This window comes from Streptomyces sp. NPDC029466 (genome assembly GCF_055574515.1).
Genome location: NZ_JBVHZH010000033.1, coordinates 74,345 through 91,552 on the forward strand (window position 1 = coordinate 74,345; position 17,208 = coordinate 91,552).

At 70.5% G+C, this 17,208-nt stretch carries 14 protein-coding genes, 1 tRNA gene and 1 pseudogene; 7 read left to right on the forward strand and 9 right to left on the reverse strand.

Going from position 1 to position 17,208, the window contains the following annotated elements:
* Window positions 1-338: 338 nt before the first annotated feature.
* The 6 genes from thrB to ACZ4XD_RS24260 form a co-directional block, all read right to left on the reverse strand.
* A complete protein-coding gene (gene thrB / locus ACZ4XD_RS24235) occupies window positions 339-1,256 on the reverse strand; it encodes a homoserine kinase (protein WP_468045238.1) in 918 nt (305 codons plus the stop codon).
* 343 nt (window positions 1,257-1,599) lie between these two features.
* Window positions 1,600-2,676: a threonine synthase gene (thrC, locus tag ACZ4XD_RS24240; protein ID WP_042148722.1), complete on the reverse strand. Its 1,077-nt coding sequence runs from the start codon at window positions 2,674-2,676 to the stop codon at window positions 1,600-1,602.
* A gap of 8 nt (window positions 2,677-2,684) precedes the next feature.
* Entirely contained in the window at window positions 2,685-3,977 is a 1,293-nt protein-coding gene (locus ACZ4XD_RS24245) for a homoserine dehydrogenase (protein WP_468045240.1), read from the reverse strand.
* 137 nt (window positions 3,978-4,114) lie between these two features.
* The gene (gene lysA / locus ACZ4XD_RS24250) at window positions 4,115-5,506 is read right to left on the reverse strand and encodes a diaminopimelate decarboxylase (RefSeq protein WP_468045242.1); all 1,392 of its coding nucleotides are present in this window, start codon (window positions 5,504-5,506) and stop codon (window positions 4,115-4,117) included.
* Between the two features lie 26 nt (window positions 5,507-5,532).
* Window positions 5,533-6,606, reverse strand: a complete 1,074-nt coding sequence (gene nrtL, locus ACZ4XD_RS24255; RefSeq protein WP_468045244.1) for an ArgS-related anticodon-binding protein NrtL — start codon at window positions 6,604-6,606, stop codon at window positions 5,533-5,535.
* A 98-nt stretch (window positions 6,607-6,704) separates the two neighbouring features.
* A complete protein-coding gene (locus ACZ4XD_RS24260; RefSeq protein ID WP_468045283.1) occupies window positions 6,705-7,223 on the reverse strand; it encodes a response regulator in 519 nt (172 codons plus the stop codon).
* A 233-nt stretch (window positions 7,224-7,456) separates the two neighbouring features.
* On the opposite strand from ACZ4XD_RS24260, the gene ACZ4XD_RS24265 reads away from it, so the two are divergent.
* Window positions 7,457-7,528: transfer RNA gene (locus ACZ4XD_RS24265), tRNA-Arg, on the forward strand.
* Between the two features lie 380 nt (window positions 7,529-7,908).
* Here ACZ4XD_RS24265 and ACZ4XD_RS24270 read toward each other — a convergent pair.
* Window positions 7,909-9,195 (reverse strand): cytochrome P450, encoded by a 1,287-nt coding sequence (locus tag ACZ4XD_RS24270; protein WP_468045246.1) that lies wholly within the window; start codon window positions 9,193-9,195, stop codon window positions 7,909-7,911.
* A 771-nt stretch (window positions 9,196-9,966) separates the two neighbouring features.
* Between ACZ4XD_RS24270 and ACZ4XD_RS24275 the strand changes: the two genes are divergently transcribed.
* The 5 genes and pseudogenes from ACZ4XD_RS24275 to ACZ4XD_RS24295 form a co-directional block, all read left to right on the forward strand.
* Window positions 9,967-10,329 (forward strand): SH3 domain-containing protein, encoded by a 363-nt coding sequence (locus ACZ4XD_RS24275; protein WP_468045248.1) that lies wholly within the window; start codon window positions 9,967-9,969, stop codon window positions 10,327-10,329.
* Between the two features lie 118 nt (window positions 10,330-10,447).
* The gene (locus tag ACZ4XD_RS24280) at window positions 10,448-12,058 is read left to right on the forward strand and encodes an FtsW/RodA/SpoVE family cell cycle protein (RefSeq protein WP_468045250.1); all 1,611 of its coding nucleotides are present in this window, start codon (window positions 10,448-10,450) and stop codon (window positions 12,056-12,058) included.
* On the forward strand, window positions 12,055-13,509 hold the full coding sequence (locus tag ACZ4XD_RS24285; RefSeq protein ID WP_468045252.1) for a penicillin-binding transpeptidase domain-containing protein: 1,455 nt from the start codon (window positions 12,055-12,057) through the stop codon (window positions 13,507-13,509). Before ACZ4XD_RS24280 ends, ACZ4XD_RS24285 begins: the two co-directional genes overlap by 4 nt.
* Window positions 13,510-13,564: 55 nt before the next feature.
* Window positions 13,565-14,050, forward strand: coding sequence for an HD domain-containing protein (locus tag ACZ4XD_RS24290; RefSeq protein WP_468045254.1), 486 nt, complete (start codon window positions 13,565-13,567; stop codon window positions 14,048-14,050).
* Between the two features lie 263 nt (window positions 14,051-14,313).
* Window positions 14,314-14,456, forward strand: a pseudogene (locus ACZ4XD_RS24295) (ABC transporter ATP-binding protein); the annotation flags it as partial.
* A gap of 95 nt (window positions 14,457-14,551) precedes the next feature.
* On the opposite strand, the gene ACZ4XD_RS24300 reads toward ACZ4XD_RS24295, so the two are convergent.
* Complete coding sequence (locus ACZ4XD_RS24300; protein WP_468045256.1) at window positions 14,552-15,019, reverse strand: MarR family transcriptional regulator; 468 nt, start codon at window positions 15,017-15,019, stop codon at window positions 14,552-14,554.
* Window positions 15,020-15,136: 117 nt separating this feature from the next.
* Here ACZ4XD_RS24300 and ACZ4XD_RS24305 point away from each other — a divergent pair, with 117 nt between their 5' ends.
* Window positions 15,137-16,015, forward strand: a complete 879-nt coding sequence (locus ACZ4XD_RS24305; RefSeq protein WP_468045258.1) for an alpha/beta fold hydrolase — start codon at window positions 15,137-15,139, stop codon at window positions 16,013-16,015.
* Between the two features lie 30 nt (window positions 16,016-16,045).
* On the opposite strand, the gene ACZ4XD_RS24310 is transcribed toward ACZ4XD_RS24305, so the two are convergent.
* Window positions 16,046-17,152: a ferritin-like domain-containing protein gene (locus tag ACZ4XD_RS24310; protein ID WP_468045260.1), complete on the reverse strand. Its 1,107-nt coding sequence runs from the start codon at window positions 17,150-17,152 to the stop codon at window positions 16,046-16,048.
* Window positions 17,153-17,208: the final 56 nt, after the last annotated feature.

Sequence of the window (17,208 nt, forward strand, 5' to 3'; positions counted from 1 at the left end):
TGGCTCGGCGACCGGTTGTGCTGTCCGGCTGGGTCCTTGGTCTGGTGGACCGGTGCCGGGGCGGTGGTCCCGCCGGAAGTGGCGGAGAGATCAGTTCATGGCGCCGGCGTGAAGAGATGCAGAGTGGCCCATGTCGTCACGCCGATTCCGGAGCGTGCTCACACCTGCTCAGGCCATTGCTCCGAGCAGTTTGGGAGGCTCCCGGAAGAAAGTGGTCCCTATGGGGGACACGAAGCACCGCGCCACTCAGGCGTCGAGTACTGACTTGAGGTTAACACTACCGGGTCCAACAAACATTCCCCCTCTCCAAGACCGGCAATCGTCGATCACCCGCGTGATCACCCGGCGAGCGGCAGCACGCAGGTGCCCGCCGCATCGAGGGTCAGCCGGTTGGCCGCCCACCCCTCTCCCGCCAGTGCCGCGACCTTCTCGGCCGCCGCGTCCTCGACCAGTGCGAGCACCGTGGGGCCCGCACCGGACACGACTGCGGGGACGCCGTCCGCGCGCAGTCGGTTCACCAGGGCCACGCTCTCCGGCATCGCGGGGGCGCGGTACTCCTGGTGGAGTCGGTCCTCGGTCGCGGCGAGCAGCAGCTCGGGGCGCCTGGTCAGGGCCTCGACGAGCAGTGCGGCGCGGCCGGCGTTGGCCGCGGCGTCCACATGCGGGACGGTGCGCGGCAGCAGTCCACGGGCGGTCTCGGTCAGCACCGGCTTCCCGGGCACGAAGACCACCGGAACGATGGAATCAGCGGGATCCATCCGGATCGCATGCGCGGTTCCGGTGTCCATCCAGGCGAGCGTGAATCCGCCCAGCAGCGAGGCGGCGACATTGTCGGGGTGGCCCTCGATCTCGGTGGCCAGCTCCAGCAGCGCGGCGTCGTCGAGCTTCTGTTCACCGCCTATCGTCACGGCCCGGGCGGCGACGATGCCCGCGCAGATGGCGGCCGAGGAGGACCCCAGGCCGCGGCCGTGCGGGATGCGGTTGGCGCAGACGATTTCCAGGCCGCGGGGCTGCCCGCCGAGCCGCTCGAAGGCGGCACGCATCGACCGTACGAGCAGATGGCTCTCGTCGCGCGGGAGGGTGTCGGCACCCTCACCTGCGATGTCGATATGCAGTCCGGAGTCGGCGACGCGCACCACGACATCGTCGTACAGGCCCAGGGAAAGACCCAGGGCATCGAAGCCGGGACCGAGATTGGCGCTGGTAGCGGGGGTGCGCACCCGGACGGCGGCGGCGCGGAACGCGGGACCGGCCATCGCTCGATGACTCTCCTTGATTGATGCTGCGGTACTGCCCCGGAGCGCCGCGGCACCGAAGTGCCCGGCCGGCTTCCTGGGGTCTGTTCTGACCTGCCCTGAACACCACTGCGTTATGCCGTGGGGAGGGGAGTTGGCTGCCAGCCTATCGAAGGAAGGTTCTGTCGCGACACAGGGCGCACAGGAGGCGCACGATGCGTGTCGCGCGCCTTCCTGTGCCCCGACGCTGCCTTCGGTGATCTTTGCAGCCTTTGCGCAATTTGCTGCGCGGGGGATGACGGGGCGCGAGCCGCCCCGTCACCGTGTGCCGTACCCGCGTATCCGCCCGTACGGCCGCCGGGTCCTAGACGAGGCCCAGGCGCTCGGCCGCGGCGTCCGCGTCGATCGGGACCGTGACCGGCTGCGGCGCTCCGGCCACCGCCCAGTCCGGGTCCTTGAGACCGTTGCCGGTGACCGTGCAGACGATGCGCTGGCCCGGGTCGACCTTGCCCTCTTCGGCGGCCTTGAGCAGACCGGCCACCGAGGCGGCCGAGGCGGGCTCCACGAAGACACCCTCCCGCGCCGCCAACAGGCGGTAGGCGGCCAGGATTTGACGGTCGGTCACATCATCGATGAAGCCACCGGACTCGTCCCGCGCCTGCTGGGCGTACGACCACGAGGCCGGGTTGCCGATGCGGATCGCGGTGGCGATGGTGGTCGGGTCCTTGACGACCTCACCGCGCACGATCGGCGCGCTGCCGGAGGCCTGGAAGCCCCACATCCGCGGGGTGTGCGAGGCGATGCCGTCGGCCGCGTACTCCTTGTAGCCCCGCCAGTACGCCGTGATGTTGCCGGCGTTGCCGACGGGCAGCACATGGATGTCGGGGGCGTCGCCGAGCATGTCGACGATTTCGAAGGCCGCGGTCTTCTGCCCCTCGATGCGCACCGGGTTCACGGAGTTCACAAGTGCGACGGGGTAGTTGTCGGAGAGGCTCCGGGCCAGCGTCAGACAGTCGTCGAAATTTCCGTCGACCTGGAGGATCTTCGCGCCGTGGACCAGCGCCTGGCCCATCTTGCCGAGCGCGATCTTGCCCTGCGGGACGAGGACGGCGCAGACCATGCCGGCGCGGACCGCGTAGGCCGCGGCGGAGGCGGAGGTGTTGCCGGTGGAGGCGCAGATGACCGCCTTGGCGCCCTCCTCCTTGGCGCGCGTGATGGCCATCGTCATGCCGCGGTCCTTGAAGGAACCGGTGGGGTTGGCACCCTCGACCTTGAGGTGCACCTCGCAGCCGGTGCGCTCGGAGAGCAGCTGCGCCGGGACGAGGGGGGTGCCGCCCTCCCGGAGGGTGACGACCTCGGTCGTGTCGCTGACCGGCAGCCGGTCACGGTATTCCTCGATGATTCCGCGCCACTGACGGCTCGCGGTGGAATTGGCAGACATGGGTTCCTTTACTCCCCTTCGACCCGCATGATGCTGGCGACACCGCGCACGGTGTCCAGCTCGCGCAGTGCCCCGACGGTCGACGACAGGGCCGCGTCCGCCGCTCGGTGGGTGACGATGACGAGGGATGCCTCGCCGTCCTTGCCCTGCTGACGGACCGTATCGATCGATACGCCGTGTTCGGCGAAGATGTTCGCGACCTGCGCGAGCACGCCGGGCTTGTCGGCCACATCGAGGCTGATGTGGTAGCGCGTGGTGACCGCGCCCATGGGGCTGACCGGCAGCCGGGTGTAGGCGGACTCGCCCGGCCCGGTGGCTCCGGCGAGCTTGTTGCGGCAGACCGCGACGAGGTCACCGAGGACCGCGGAGGCGGTCGGCGCACCGCCCGCGCCCGGCCCGTAGAACATCAGCTGCCCGGCCGCCTCGGCCTCGACGAAGACCGCGTTGTACGCCTCCCGGACGGAGGCGAGCGGATGCGTCAGCGGGATCATCGCGGGGTGCACCCGCGCGGTCACCGACGCGCCGTCCGCGGCCCGCTCGCAGATGGCCAGCAGCTTGACCGTGCAGCCCATCCGCTTGGCGGAGGCGATATCGGCCGCGGTGACCTCCGTGAGGCCCTCGCGGTGCACATCGTCGATGGTCACGCGGGTGTGGAAGGCGATACCGGCCAGGATCGCGGCCTTGGCGGCGGCATCGAAGCCCTCGACATCGGCGGTCGGGTCGGCCTCCGCGTAGCCGAGCGCGGTGGCCTCGTCCAGGGCCTCGCTGTAGCCGGCTCCGGTGGAGTCCATCTTGTCGAGGATGAAGTTGGTGGTGCCGTTGACGATGCCCAGCACCCGGTTGACCTTGTCGCCGGCCAGCGACTCGCGCAGCGGCCGCACCAGCGGGATCGCGCCGGCGACGGCGGCCTCGTAATACAGGTCGGCGCCATTGGTCTCGGCCGCCGCGTGCAGCGCCGCACCGTCCGCCGCGACCAGTGCCTTGTTGGCGGAGACCACGCTCGCGCCGTGCTCGAAGGCGGTGGTGATCAGCGTGCGGGCCGGCTCGATCCCGCCGATGACCTCGATCACGACATCAATGTCACCGCGTTTGACGAGCGCGGTCGCATCGGTGGTGACCAGCTCGGCCGGGACGCCCGCACGCACCTTGTCGGGGCGGCGGACGGCGATCCCGGCGAGCTCCACGGGCGCACCGATGCGGGCGGCGAGGTCGTCGGCGTGCGTCGTCATGATGCGCGTCACCTCTGAGCCGACAACACCACAGCCCAGGAGCGCCACTTTCAGCGGACGCGTACGCATCATTCGACCTCTGCTTCTCATCGATCAGCGAATTCCAGCTTGCTCATGCACAAGTCTCACGCACCGGACGGCAGTTTCCGCCCGTCGTCCAGATGCCGAGACATTTATTTCACCCGAGGTCGGGATCCGGCGATCCGGCCCTACCCGACATCCAACCGCAGGAGATCTTCCTCCGTCTCCCGCCGGACGATCACCCTGGCCGCACCGTCCTTGACCGCTACGACCGGCGGCCGCAGCGAGTGGTTGTAGTTGCTCGCCATGGAACGGCAGTACGCACCGGTCGCCGGCACCGCGAGCAGATCCCCCGGCGCCACATCCGCCGGCAGGAAGGCATCGCGCACGACGATGTCGCCACTCTCACAGTGCTTGCCGACCACGCGCGCGAGCATCGGCTCGGCGTCGGAGGTGCGCGACACCAGCGCGACGCTGTACTCCGCGTCGTAGAGCGCCGTGCGGATGTTGTCCGACATCCCGCCGTCCACGGACACATACGTCCGCAGCCCCTCCAGCTCCTTGACCGTGCCGACCTCGTACAGCGTGAAGGCCGTCGGGCCCACGATCGCGCGCCCCGGCTCGACCGACAGCCGCGGCATCCGCAGCCCCGCCGACTCACACTCCCGGCGCACGATGTCGCCCAGCGAGGTGGCGATCTCGTGCGGCTCGCGCGGATCGTCGTCGGAGGTGTACGCGATACCGAGGCCGCCGCCCAGGTCGATCTCGGGCAGCTCGATGCCGTGCTCGTCCCGTACCTCGGTCAGCAGCTGCACCACCCGGCGGGCCGAGACCTCGAATCCCGCCATGTCGAAGATCTGCGACCCGATATGGCTGTGAATTCCGACGAGCTCCAGGCCGTCCAGCTTGAGCGCCCGGCGCACGGCCTCCGCCGCCTGCCCACCGGCCAGCGCGATACCGAACTTCTGGTCCTCGTGCGCGGTCGCGATGAATTCATGCGTATGCGCCTCGACACCGACCGTGACCCGGATCTGCACCCGCTGCCGCTTGCCCAGCCGCTCCGCGGCATGAGCGACCCGCACCATTTCCTGGAACGAGTCGAGCACGATCCGCCCGACGCCCACCTCGACGGCCCGGGTGATCTCCTCGGTGCTCTTGTTGTTCCCGTGCAGCGCGATCTGCTCGGGAGGCATTCCGGCCGCCAGCGCCGTGGCCAGCTCGCCCCCGGAACAGACGTCGAGGTTCAGGCCCTCCTCGTGCAGCCACCGCACGATGGCCCGGGACAGGAATGCCTTCCCGGCGTAGAACACATCGGCTCCCGGCCCGAAGGCGTCCTTCCAGGCCCGGCAGCGCGCCCGGAAGTCGTCCTCGTCCAGGAAATACGCCGGGGTGCCGAATTCCGCGGCGAGCGCGGCGACATCCAGCCCGCCGACGGTGACCACACCGTCGGCGTCACGCTGGACCGTACGGGACCAGACCTGCGGGTCGAGGATGTTCAGATCGGCGGGCGGCCCGGCGTAGTGCCCCTCGGGCAGCACATCGGCGTGCCGGGGTCCTGCGGGGTGCGCGGAACGGCTCATGACAGTGGAGATCCCCTCAAAATCGTTCAGAGGTGTTCGGGAGCGGAGATGCCGAGCAGACGCAGGCCGTTGGCGAGCACCGTCCGGCCGGCCTCGGCAAGGGCCAGCCGGGCGCGATGCACGGCCAAGGGTTTCTGCTCCCCGACGGGCAGCGGCGGATAGACGTCATGCCACCGGAAGAACGCGTCCGCCGTCGCCTCCAGATGCCGCACCACCCGGTCCGGCGCCCGCAGCCGCGCGGCGCTCTCGACGGCGGAGGGGTAGGTGGCGAGGAGGGTGTGAAAGCTCTTCAGGGCCTGCGCGGCGGACCCGGCCCCGTCCGACGAGCCGTCGTCCGCGGCCTGCCCCCGAACCGGAGCACCCACGTCCCCCGGCTCGCTCCCGAATCCCAGCTCCCGCGCATAACGCCCGAGCGCCCGTGCCCGCGCCTGCGCGTACTGCACCCGGAACCGCGGATTGCTCTCCCGCTGCACGGGCCGTTCGGGCACCCGCACCGGATCCTGCGCGGCCGGCCGCAACAACACCCAGCGCGCTTCATCGGCGCCGAGGCGGGCGACAAGGGTGGCCAGGTCGTACGGAGCGGGCGCGAGGGCGGGCTGTCCACCGGCCTGGCGGTGGCCGACGGGCCCCGCCACCGCGTCGATCCGCGCCAGCGCCTCGGCGACGACGGCGGCACGGGCGTCACCCGCCGAGCCGGCCGCGGGGTCAACCGCCGAGTCGGTCGCCGGGTCAGCCGTCACCGGGCTCCGGCCCGCAGCCGCTCCCCCGTACGCGTCCCCCTGCGCCAGCACTTCCCGTACCAGCGCGAGCTGCGCCCCGTCCCCCAGCGTGAAGTTCAAGAACCCCGGCCCGGCGATCTCGACCCGGGCGATCCCGGCGCTTCCGCTCAGCCGCTTCCGCAGAATCTCGGCGACCTCCCGAGCCGGCCGCCCCGCCTGCCGGGCGAGCTGGAGCGCGACATTGGAGGCGTAGTCCCCACACCCGGGCCGCGGCGGCGGCTGCACCACGATCCGCGCCGGCACGGACACGGAGAGCTCCTGCTCCTCCACCGCACCACGCACGGAGCGCAGGACGGTACGGGAGAGCTCAGCCGGGGTCACAGGACAAGCGTATGGGAGACCTGGGGTACCCATGCGACCCGGTTTCGCCCTGTGGACACTCCACGTGACGCTCCAGGGCGCTCGGTCACCTCTTCCGGCTACTCCCCGCCCGCGTCCACCATGCCGACGCCACCGGGCGCCGCGACCTCACCGGGCGAGGCACCACGCCCCTCCACTCCCCCGCCCCCGTCGCTCTCCCCGTCCTCTTCCTCGGCCCCGCCCTCGGGCCCACGCTCCCGTTGCCGCTGCCGCCCCTCGCGCACCAGCATCCCCACGATCCGCACCAGCTCGGCCGGCTCGAAAGGCTTCGCGAGAAAAGCGTCCACGCCCACCGATTCGCCGTTATCCACCTCACCCCGGGTGCACGCACTGACGATGGCGATCGGGATGTCCCACGTCCGCGGATCGGAGCGCAATCGCGCCGCGGTATGCAGACCGTTGAGCCGCGGCATCACGACATCAAGGGTCACGACATCAGGTCTCACGTGGTGCACGACATCCAGACATTCGGCACCATCAGCCGCGGTCACGACCTCGAAGCCCTCCAGCTCGAGATTGACCCTGATCAACTGGCGGATCACCTTGTTGTCGTCGACAACAAGGATCCGACCGGACAAGCCAGGCACACCATGAGACTAGGACCCCACCTGCGACTGCGTCCCGGTTTTCCCCACTTCCGCCCCCATGTGAGGGACCTTTCCCCGAGCGTCACGCGCCACTGCCCTCGGATGCGCTAGGGCCCGGCCACCCGGCCACACCCCCCGTACCCGCCACCGACGAAACCTGTTCATGAACACCCCATCAGAGCTGGTAGTGTTCTACCCGTCGCCAAGAGAACACAGGCGGCAACGCCCCCGTAGCTCAGGGGATAGAGCAACGGCCTCCGGAGCCGTGTGCGCAGGTTCGAATCCTGCCGGGGGCACCTTGGATGAGGTGCCTGAAGACCCCGCCAGCGCAGAGATGCTGGGCGGGGTCTTTTCATGTCCGCGCGTGCCCGATCATGAAGCGCGAGCACCTGCTGTGACGGGAGCGGATACGCACCGTGTCCGGCGTGCTTGGGGGAGCGAGAGGGACGGGGCCCGTGGGTCCCGGTACGTACGCGTACCGGACCACTTCTCCGTCGTATTCGAGGGCGTGTCCCGGGAGTTCCTGAGCCGGCGGCCGGAACGCTGTGCACTTTGCGTCACTTGACGGTGAGTCACATGGTGGACGGAGGGGCGGCCGGGCGCGGTCCGGACACCGCAAAACCGGGCACCCGGCGCCTCGGCCAAGTGCCCGGTCAGGAGGGGCGCAGGGGTGGGGTCAGCTGTTCAGGTGGACCGGGAGGGATTCGATTCCGTAGACGATGGAGAGTTTGCGGAATTCGAGGTCCTCGGGTTTGGCGGCGAGGCGCATGTTCGGGAAGCGGCGTACCAGGGCGGGGTAGGCGGCGCGGAGTTCCATGCGGGCCAGTTCCGCGCCTACGCAGCGGTGAATTCCGTAGCCGAAGGCGAGATGGGAGGGAACGTTGCGGGTGGGGTCGAACTGTTCCATTTCCGGGCCCAGTTTGCCGTCCCGGTCCGCACCGCTCAGTGAGCACAGCACCACATCTCCGGAGGCGATCTGGACGCCGCCGATTTCCAGGTCCTCGCGGGCGAAGCGCGGGAAGGCGACCTGTACGACGGTCAAGTAACGGAGGAGTTCCTCGACATAGCTGTCGACGACGTCGTCGCCGTCATGGAGGGCCGCGAAGTGCTTCGGGTCCTGGAGGAGGACCAGGGCGCCGAGGGCCAGCATGCTGGCAGTGGTCTCGAAGCCGCCGGTGAGGACGCCGTCGGCGAGACCTGCCAGTTCTTCGTCGCTGACGGTGTCGCCGTGTTCCTTCACGATCATGCCGAGCAGGCCGTCGCCCGGGTTTTCGCGCTGCTTCTTGACGATGTCCCGGAAATAGGAAAGGGATTCAGATATGGCGCCGAAGGACGCGTTCGCTCCGCTGAAAAGGTCGAAACGGGCGGCGCTGAGGCGTTCGAAGTCGGCGCGGTCTTCATAAGGGACGCCGAGAAGCTCGCAGATAACGAGGGAAGGAATGGGGAGGGCGAAAGAGTGGACGATGTCGACCGGGTCGCCGTCCTTTCCCGCCTTTTCCATCGCATCGAGGCGTTCCTCGACGATCTCATGGATACGGGGTGTGAGCCGCCCGAGGCGCCGCATGGTGAATTCGGGCGTCAGGAGCCGGCGGAGACGGGTGTGCACGGGCGGGTCGGCGAATCCGAGTCCGCCGGGGTTCTGTTCGGCACCGGCGCCGGCCTTGCCGACGAGGTTGGTGAAGTCGGAGCTGAAGGCACTGGCCTTTCCCAGCACCGCCTTGACCTCGTCGTAGCCGGTGACCAGCCAGACGTTGGCGGCTATCGGCACGGGAAGCTTGCTGACGGGCTCCCGCTCCCGGACGGCCGCCAAATCGCCCACCGGGTTGAGGCCGTCACGCCGCAATGGCATCAGGACGGACTCGGGCAAGAAAGACATTCGAGACAGGTCGAAGCCTTTCTTCTGTGTTCTCGCCAGATACATGCGGCCGGCCCAGGCGATGATCCGGGAACGGAGAGTCGTCATGACGCTAATACTGCCTTTCGTCGAGGGGGACGGTCACCCGCGCTCGGCGGCCCAAGACAGCCGGGACAGCACGGAACCCCCACTCGGCGTCTACGGGTGTGACGTACGCCATAGCCCCTCGCTTGCGGTGGTCATGGCACAGGTCCATGCCATTGACCGGAGTCTTCGGTCGTCCGCATCAGCGTGACGAGCTCGGCCTCGGCCTTCTTCTTCTATTCGGTCTGGACGAGTTTACAAAGTGCCATTGGCGGCGTTCACGGAACAACCCGGGATGCCCCTGGGAGGCCCCTGGTTCATCCCTGACTCCTCCCTGAGTCCTCGCTTCCTCCCTGCGTCCTCCCTGAGTCCGCCCCGAGTCCTCCCTTGGATGGGCGCCCCGCCCCCTTAGACACGCGTTCGCCGCTACGCGTTGCCCGGAGCGGCGAGGCGATCGTCCGGCTCCGCCGTCATTCCGTCCGCGCGGACCAGGGGGTGGGTGCGGTGAACTGGCGCTTCCAGTAGGCCGGCACGCCCACGCGATCACAGAGTGTGATGAGTTGCGGACTCTCCGCGCCCTCCTTAGCGTGAGAGGAGAGCGAGGCAGGCGGTACGGCGCGGTGCGAGAGGGCGGCGCGTGGCGGAGATGCCGCACTCGCAGCCGGGGAAGGGTGCGACAGGCACCGCACCGGCGGGGCGTCCGCCCCGGCCCGTCCGTTGAGTGACGCCCGGCGACTCCGCTCGATTCACCCCACAGGGATTCCCCTGGGACTCTCCCTTCGCAGGAGGAAGCGCATGTTTCCGAAGTCGAAGTCCGGCAAGTTCGGCACGTTCGCTCTTTGCTTTCTGTCCGGTGCGCTCGCCGGGGTCCTCGCGGCCGATCCCGCCCTGGCGGCCCATGACAGTGAGGGCAACGACCGCACGGAGTACGAGGGGCGGGTCGTGGCCAAGGAGGGCCTGGTGCTGCGTACCGGGCCGAGTACCGAGTTCCGCGCGATCGGCCTCAAGGAGTACGGGTCCGTCGTCGGCATTTCCTGCCGGCTCAACGGGCAGCTCATCGAGGACAACCCGGTCTGGTACAAGCTCAGCGACGCCTCGTACGTCTGGTCCTCGACGCGGGACATCGTGAACGAGGGGGCGGAGCCCCGGTGGTGTTGAGGCGGCGTTGAGGCGGCGCGCCCAGGCGGTGCGCCCAGGCGGTGCGCCGCTGCGTACACCCCGAACGTCGCATCGGACATAACGGAAATAGCGGCCGCCGCTTGCTACGTTGCCAGGCATGACGGCAATGGCGAGGGCGGCGGCCGCGCGCCCGGCGGACACCCCTCCCCCGTTGCCGCTGCTGCCCAAGCGGCGGGGCATCGAACTGGCCCTCCTCGCAGGCGCGGTCCTGATCAGCGTCTGCGGGTACCTCGTCGTGGGGCTGGCCCGAGGGCATGCGCTGCCGGGCGGTGCGGTCCGGTACGGGGCGGGGCTCGCCGGGCTCGCGCTGCTCGCGCATCTCGCCGTCCGCTTCCGCGCCCCGTATGCCGATCCGCTGCTGTTGCCCACCGCCGTACTGCTCAACGGGCTCGGGCTGGTGCTGATCTTCCGGCTCGATCTGGACACCCCGGGCGACCATGCCGCGCCCACCCAGCTGATGTGGTCGACGGTCGGCGTCGGGCTCTTCATCGGGGTGGTGGTGCTGTTGCGCGACCACCGTGTGCTCCAGCGGTACGCCTATGTCTGTGCGGCGCTCGCGCTGGTGCTCATGGCTGCGCCGATCCTCTTCCCCGCGATCAACGGGGCGAAGATCTGGATCCGTATCGCCGGATTCTCCATTCAGCCGGGCGAGTTCGCCAAGGTGCTGATCACCGTCTTCTTCGCGGCCTATCTGGCCGCCAACCGCAGCGCGCTGGCCCACACGGGCCGCCGGATGGGGCGACTGCGGCTGCCCACCGGCCGGGTGCTCGGGCCGATCGTGGCGATCTGGCTGATCAGCGTCGCGGTGCTGGTGCTGGAGCGGGATCTGGGCACCTCGCTCCTGTTCTTCGGGATCTTTGTCGTCCTGTTGTACGTGGCCACCGGGCGGACCGGATGGATCGCGGTCGGGCTGATCCTGGCCGGCGTCGGGGCGGCCGCCGTCGGCACGCTGGAGCCGCATGTGCACAGCCGGGTCGAGGACTGGCAGCATCCGTTCGCCGGTATCGCGGCGGGCCGGGGGCCCGGTCAGCTCGCCCAGTCGCTGTTCGCTTTCGCGGCCGGCGGGATGCTCGGCACCGGCCTCGGCCAGGGCCACTCGTACCTGATCGGCTTCGCCATGAAGTCCGACTTCATCCTGGCGACCTTCGGCGAGGAACTCGGGCTGGCGGGGCTGACCGCGCTGTTCCTGCTGTACGCGCTGCTGGTGGCCCGCGGCTACCGGGCCGCGCTCGGGCTGCGGGATCCGTTCGGCAGCCTGCTGGCCGTGGGGCTGGCGGCGCTGCCCGCCCTTCAGGTCTTCGTCATCGCGGGCGGGGTGACGGGGCTGATTCCGCTGACGGGGATGGCGATGCCGTTTCTGGCGCAGGGCGGGTCGTCCGTCGTCACGAACTGGATCATCATCGCGCTGCTGTTGCGGATCAGCGATCGGGCGCGGGCACCACGGCCGGAGGGGAGCGGTTCGGGGAGCGGCGTGGGCGGCCGTGGCGGAGCGGGTGCGGGGAGCCGTGGCGGGGCCGGCGCGGGCGCGTCGGCGGGGAGTTCTCCGGGGAGCCCGACGAGGAGCCTGGTGGCGCAGGACGGGGGAAGTGCCGGGGGGTTCGGGGCGCGGAGCTGGGTGGTGGGGTTTCTGAAGCCGACGCGGTCCCAGGCGAAGAACCAGCCCCCGGCCTCCGCCGATGACACCGCGTCACCGGAGGCGGGCCGTTGATCCGCTGCATTCGGCACACCGCCGCGTTCTCCTTCCTGCTCCTCGTCGCGCTCCTGGTCAACGCGGCGCGGGTGCAGGTCTTCAAGACGGAGAGCTACGGCGCCAATACGGCCAACCGCCGGGGGGTGATCGCCCGTTACGAGCAGCCGCGCGGGGCCGTGCTCGTCGCGGGACGGCCGGTCACCGGCTCCCGGGACAGCGGCGGGCGGCTGCGCTACGAGCGCACCTACACCGACGGACCGCTGTACGCGCCGGTCACCGGCTACTCCTCGCAGACCTACGGGACCTCGCTGCTGGAGAGCGCCGAGGACGGCATCCTGTCCGGCTTCGACGACCGGCTCGCCACCTTCCCCTGGTGGGACCAGCTGACCCGCACCCACCGGCCGGGCGGCAGTGTGCACACCACCATCGATCCCCGGATGCAGCGCGCCGCGTTCGACGGGCTGGGCGGTAAGAAGGGGGCGGTGGCGGCGATCGAGCCGCGTACGGGGAAGGTCCTGGCGCTGGTGAGCACGCCCTCGTACGACCCGGGTGAGCTGTCCGGCAACGACGCCGCGGTCGGCGCGGCCTGGCGCCGGCTGAACGCTGCCGGGCCGCGGCCGATGCTCAACCGGGCGCTTCAGGAGACCTATCCGCCCGGCTCCACCTTCAAGGTCGTCACCGCGGCGGCCGCGCTGGAGAGCGGCAAGGTCACCGATATCGACGCCCCGACGAACTCGCCCGATCCCTACCCGCTGCCGGGCACCGCCACCCTGCTCGGCAATGCCGCGGAGGGCTGCGAGGACGCCCCGCTGAAGGACGCGTTCCGGGCCTCCTGCAACACCGTCTTCGCGCGGCTGGGCGCCGGGATCGGGCTGCGGGACATGGCCGGCATGGCCCGGCGGTTCGGCTTCAACGACCCCCGGCTGCGCATCCCCTCGCCGGTCGCGCCGAGCAACTTCGATACCCGGATGGATGCCTCGCAGGTCGCGCTGTCCGCCATCGGGCAGTACGACACCGCCGCCACGCCGCTCCAGATGGCGATGGTCTCGGCGACGGTCGCCAACGGGGGCCGGCTGGCGCCGCCGACGCTCGTCGACAAGGTGACCGATGCCGGAGGGGTCATGATCGCGGCCGGTCCGCACCGCCCCACCCGCCAGGTGATCGGTCCGGTCACCGCCCAGCAGATCCAGGAGATGATGATCGACGTCGTCGCGCACGGCAGCGGCAAACGGGCCGCCATCAAGGGCGTGACGGTCGGCGGCAAGACCGGTACCGCGCAGCACGGGGTGCGCAACGAGGGAACGCCGTACGCCTGGTTCATCTCCTGGGCGCGGGCGAAGGACGGCTTCGAGCCGGCCGTGGCGGTGGCCGTGGTGGTCGAGGACGCGGCCGCCGACCGTGCGGACATCAGCGGCGGGGGCAGCGCGGCGCCGATCGCGCAAGCGGTGATGGCGGCGGCGGTGCGCTGAGATGCCTTGGCCGGCGCCTTGCTGCGTACCGGGCCGTCCGCGTCACAATGGCCCCATGGCTGACGCGATCCCGCCCATGGAGCCCGCCCCGCCCCCGCTGCTGTCCCTGGCCGAAGTGGAGGCGCTGGCGCGGCGCGTGCACTCGGGGCAGACGGACAAGGCGGGCCGCCCGTATGCCGAGCATCTGGCCGCGGTCGCGGCGGGCGTACGCGAACGGGGCGGCAGTGACGAGCAGATCGCCGCGGGCTGGCTGCATGACGCGGTCGAGGACGGGGCGCTGAGCGAGGAGTGGCTGGCCGGTGCGGCGCTGAGTGCGGCGGTCAAGGCGATGATCCTGGCCGTCACCAAGCGGGCGGGCGAGCCGGTCGAGGAGTACACCGCACGCATTCTGGCCACGCCGGGGGCGCTGCTGGTCAAGGAGGCCGATCTGGCGCACAACGCGGATCCGGACCGGCTGGCCGTATTGGACGCGCCGACGCGCGAGCGGCTGACGGCGAAGTACGTGCGGGTGCGGGGGCTGTTGGGGTTGTCCGCGCCGTAACCACCCGGGCGCGGGCGCTGTCGGGGCTCCCCGCGCCGTAGCGGCCGGGGATCCGCGCCCCGCTGCCGCTCTCCACCGGGGTCCGCGCATCGGACACCCGCACAGAAAGATGCCCCACACAGCTCATCTGCGGCGATGAGCGCCACGCAGCCTTCGCCGCCTTCGCGCCCCCGGGAGTCCGCCGATCCCGTGCCGCCGTCCGGACGGACCGCACCGCGGCCGGCCCCGAAGCCGCCCGGGTGACCGCCGCCCTGGAGGGCGTCGGCCTGCTGCGCGACGGCCGGGTGCAGGCCCGCGGCCCGATAACGAGGTGCTGACCGGTGAGCGGATGACGGCCTGCTTCGGCCGTCCGATCGAGGTGTCCCGGCACGAGGGGCGCCGGCTGGCGCGGTCGGGCAAGCGCTGACGTTCCGCGGGACGTGCGGGGGCGCCGTCCGCCGTCCTGCGTCCGCGGCCACGTCGTGGCCGGTCGCGCAGTTCCCCGCGCCCCTTCAGGCGCCCCTACGCCCCCTCCTCCGTCACCGCCTCCCCCACCCCGCTCAGGAACCGCCGGATCGCCGCCCGTTCGCCGGCCTCGAAGGTGGCGAGCAGGGCGAGGGTGCGGTCGATCAGCGGGCCGAAGAAGTCCTGGCCCAGGGCGAGGGCGCGGTCGTCGACCTCCAGCAGGACGCGGCGCCGGTCGCGGGTGTCGCGGACCCGGCGGAGCAGGCCGAGCCGTTCCAGGCGGTCGATGAGTGCCGTGGTGCCGGCGGAGTTGAGGCCCAGCCGGTCGCCGAGCCGGCCGGGGGTGGACTCCTCGCCGGCCCGTGCCGCGTCCAGCAGGCTGATCAGGGCCCGGAGGTCGGTGGGGTGCAGGCCGTTGCGGCCGGCGAACCGGGCTCCGGCGAGGTCGAGTCGCACGGTCACCTCCCGCAGCAGATGGACCAGGTCCATCCCCGCCGGTTCGTCCGCCACTTGCTGCTTCGCCATGCACCGCCGCCTTTCTTTCCGGACTTCCGCATTATTACCTCGCTCAGCGAGATACTTGCCGAGCGAGGCAGGAGTGACGGCCTCGTGCGTCTCTTCGTCTCGTCCCGGAGGTGCACCATGACAGCAGACACCCCTGCGCCCGCCCCCACCGCGGCCTTTCGCGCGGCCTACGAACAGGCCATGGCGCTGTGGCGGGTCCCGGTGGAACGACTCGATCTGCCGTCGGAATTCGGCAGTACCCGGGTCACCGTGTGCGGCCCGGCCGACGGTCCGCCGCTGGTGCTGCTGCACGGCGGTGGCACCACCTCGGCCGTCTGGTACGCGCTCGCCGCCCCGCTCGCCCGTACGCACCGGGTGTACGCAGTGGACCAGATGGGCGGGCCGGGGCTCAGCGTGCACACCGGGCGGGCGCTGCGGCGGCCGGCGGATCTGCTCGACTGGCTCGACGGGGTGTTCAGCGGGCTGGGGCTGACCTCGGCCGCGCTGCTCGGGCACTCGTACGGCGGGTGGCTCGCGCTGAGCTATGCCGGGCACGCGGGGCCGGGGCGGGTGAACCGGCTGGTACTGCTGGATCCGACGCAGTGCTTCGCGGGATTCCGGCCGTCGTATCTGCTGCGGGCGCTGCCGCTGTTCGTACGGCCCGGGGAACGGAGCACCCGGCGGTTCCTGGAGTGGGAGACCGGGGGTGCGCCGCCGGCGCCCGAACTGGTGCGGCTGATGGGCCTGGGCGCCGTGGAGTTCCGCAGCGCGAAGGTGGTCACGGGACCGCGACCGGATGCCACCCGGGCCGTACCGACCCTGGTGCTGCCGGCCGGGCGGAGCCGGACGCACGATCCGCGCCGGGTCGCGGCCCGGGCCGAACGGACCCTGGCGGGCGTACGGATCGCGACCCTGGCGGGGGCCACGCACCACTCGCTGCCGTACGCCGATCCCGACGCGCTCGGCCGCGAGGTGCTCGGCTTTCTGTCCGCCGGGCTTCCCGGCGGGGCCCCCTGACGGCCGGGCGGAGGTCCGGCCGCCCGGCGGTCAGTCCTCCGCGCCCTGCTCGATGGCCGCCGCGACCTCGGCCGTGCGGGCCTCCTCCTCGGCCGCGAAGCGCTCCGCGTCCAGCTTCTCGGCCAGTTCCTCGTCCTGGGCCATGAGGAGGTCGAGGTTGGAGTCGCCCATCTCGAAGACGCCCATGTCGACGTAGGCGCGCTGGAGGCGTTCGCCCCACAGGCCGATGTCCTTCACACAGGGCACGATGCGGCTGAAGAGCAGCTTGCGGAAGAGGTGCAGGAATTCGGAGTTCTCGGTGAATTCGGCGGCTTCGTCATGCGGCACGCCGAAGTTCTCCAGGACTTCCAGGCCGCGCAGCCGGTCGCGCATCAAATAGCAGCCCTCGATGACGAATTCCTCGCGTTCGCGCAGTTCGGCATCGGTGAGCTGCTTGTAGTAGTCGCGCAGCGCCATGCGCCCGAAGGCGACATGCCGCGCCTCGTCCTGCATGACGTACGCGAGGATCTGTTTGGGCAGCGGCTTGGTGGTGGTGTCGCGGATCATGCCGAAGGCGGCCAGCGCCAGGCCCTCGATCAGCACCTGCATACCGAGGTACGGCATGTCCCAGCGCGAATCCCTGAGGGTGTCGGAAAGCAGCGCCTGGAGGTTGTCGTTGACCGGGTAGAGCATCCCGATCTTTTCCTGGAGGAAACGGCTGTATATCTCGGCGTGCCGCGCCTCGTCCATGGTCTGGGTGGCGGAGTAGAACTTCGCGTCGAGGTCCGGAACGGATTCGACGATCCGCGCGGCGCACACCATCGCGCCCTGTTCGCCGTGCAGGAACTGACTGAACTGCCAGGAGGTGTAGTGCCGGCGCAGATCGCCGCGGTCCTTCTCGGTCATTTTGTCCCAGTACTTGGTGCCGTACAGGGACATGGACTCATCCGGGGTGCCGAGCGGGTCCTGGGGGTCCACCTCCAGGTCCCAGTCGATCCGCAGATTGGCGTCCCACTGCTTGTCCTTGCCCTTCTGGTAGAGCGCGAGCAGCCGTTCGCGTCCGTCGTCGTAGTCCCAGCTGAAGCGGGCCGCACCGGAGGCGGGCACCTTCCACACGGGGTCGCCTGGGTCCTGCACGTAGAGCTCTCGGGTCGACACGGACGCCTCCTACGGTCGCCAAACGCCTTGTCATGGGCGGTCGTTGGCAGGCTCAC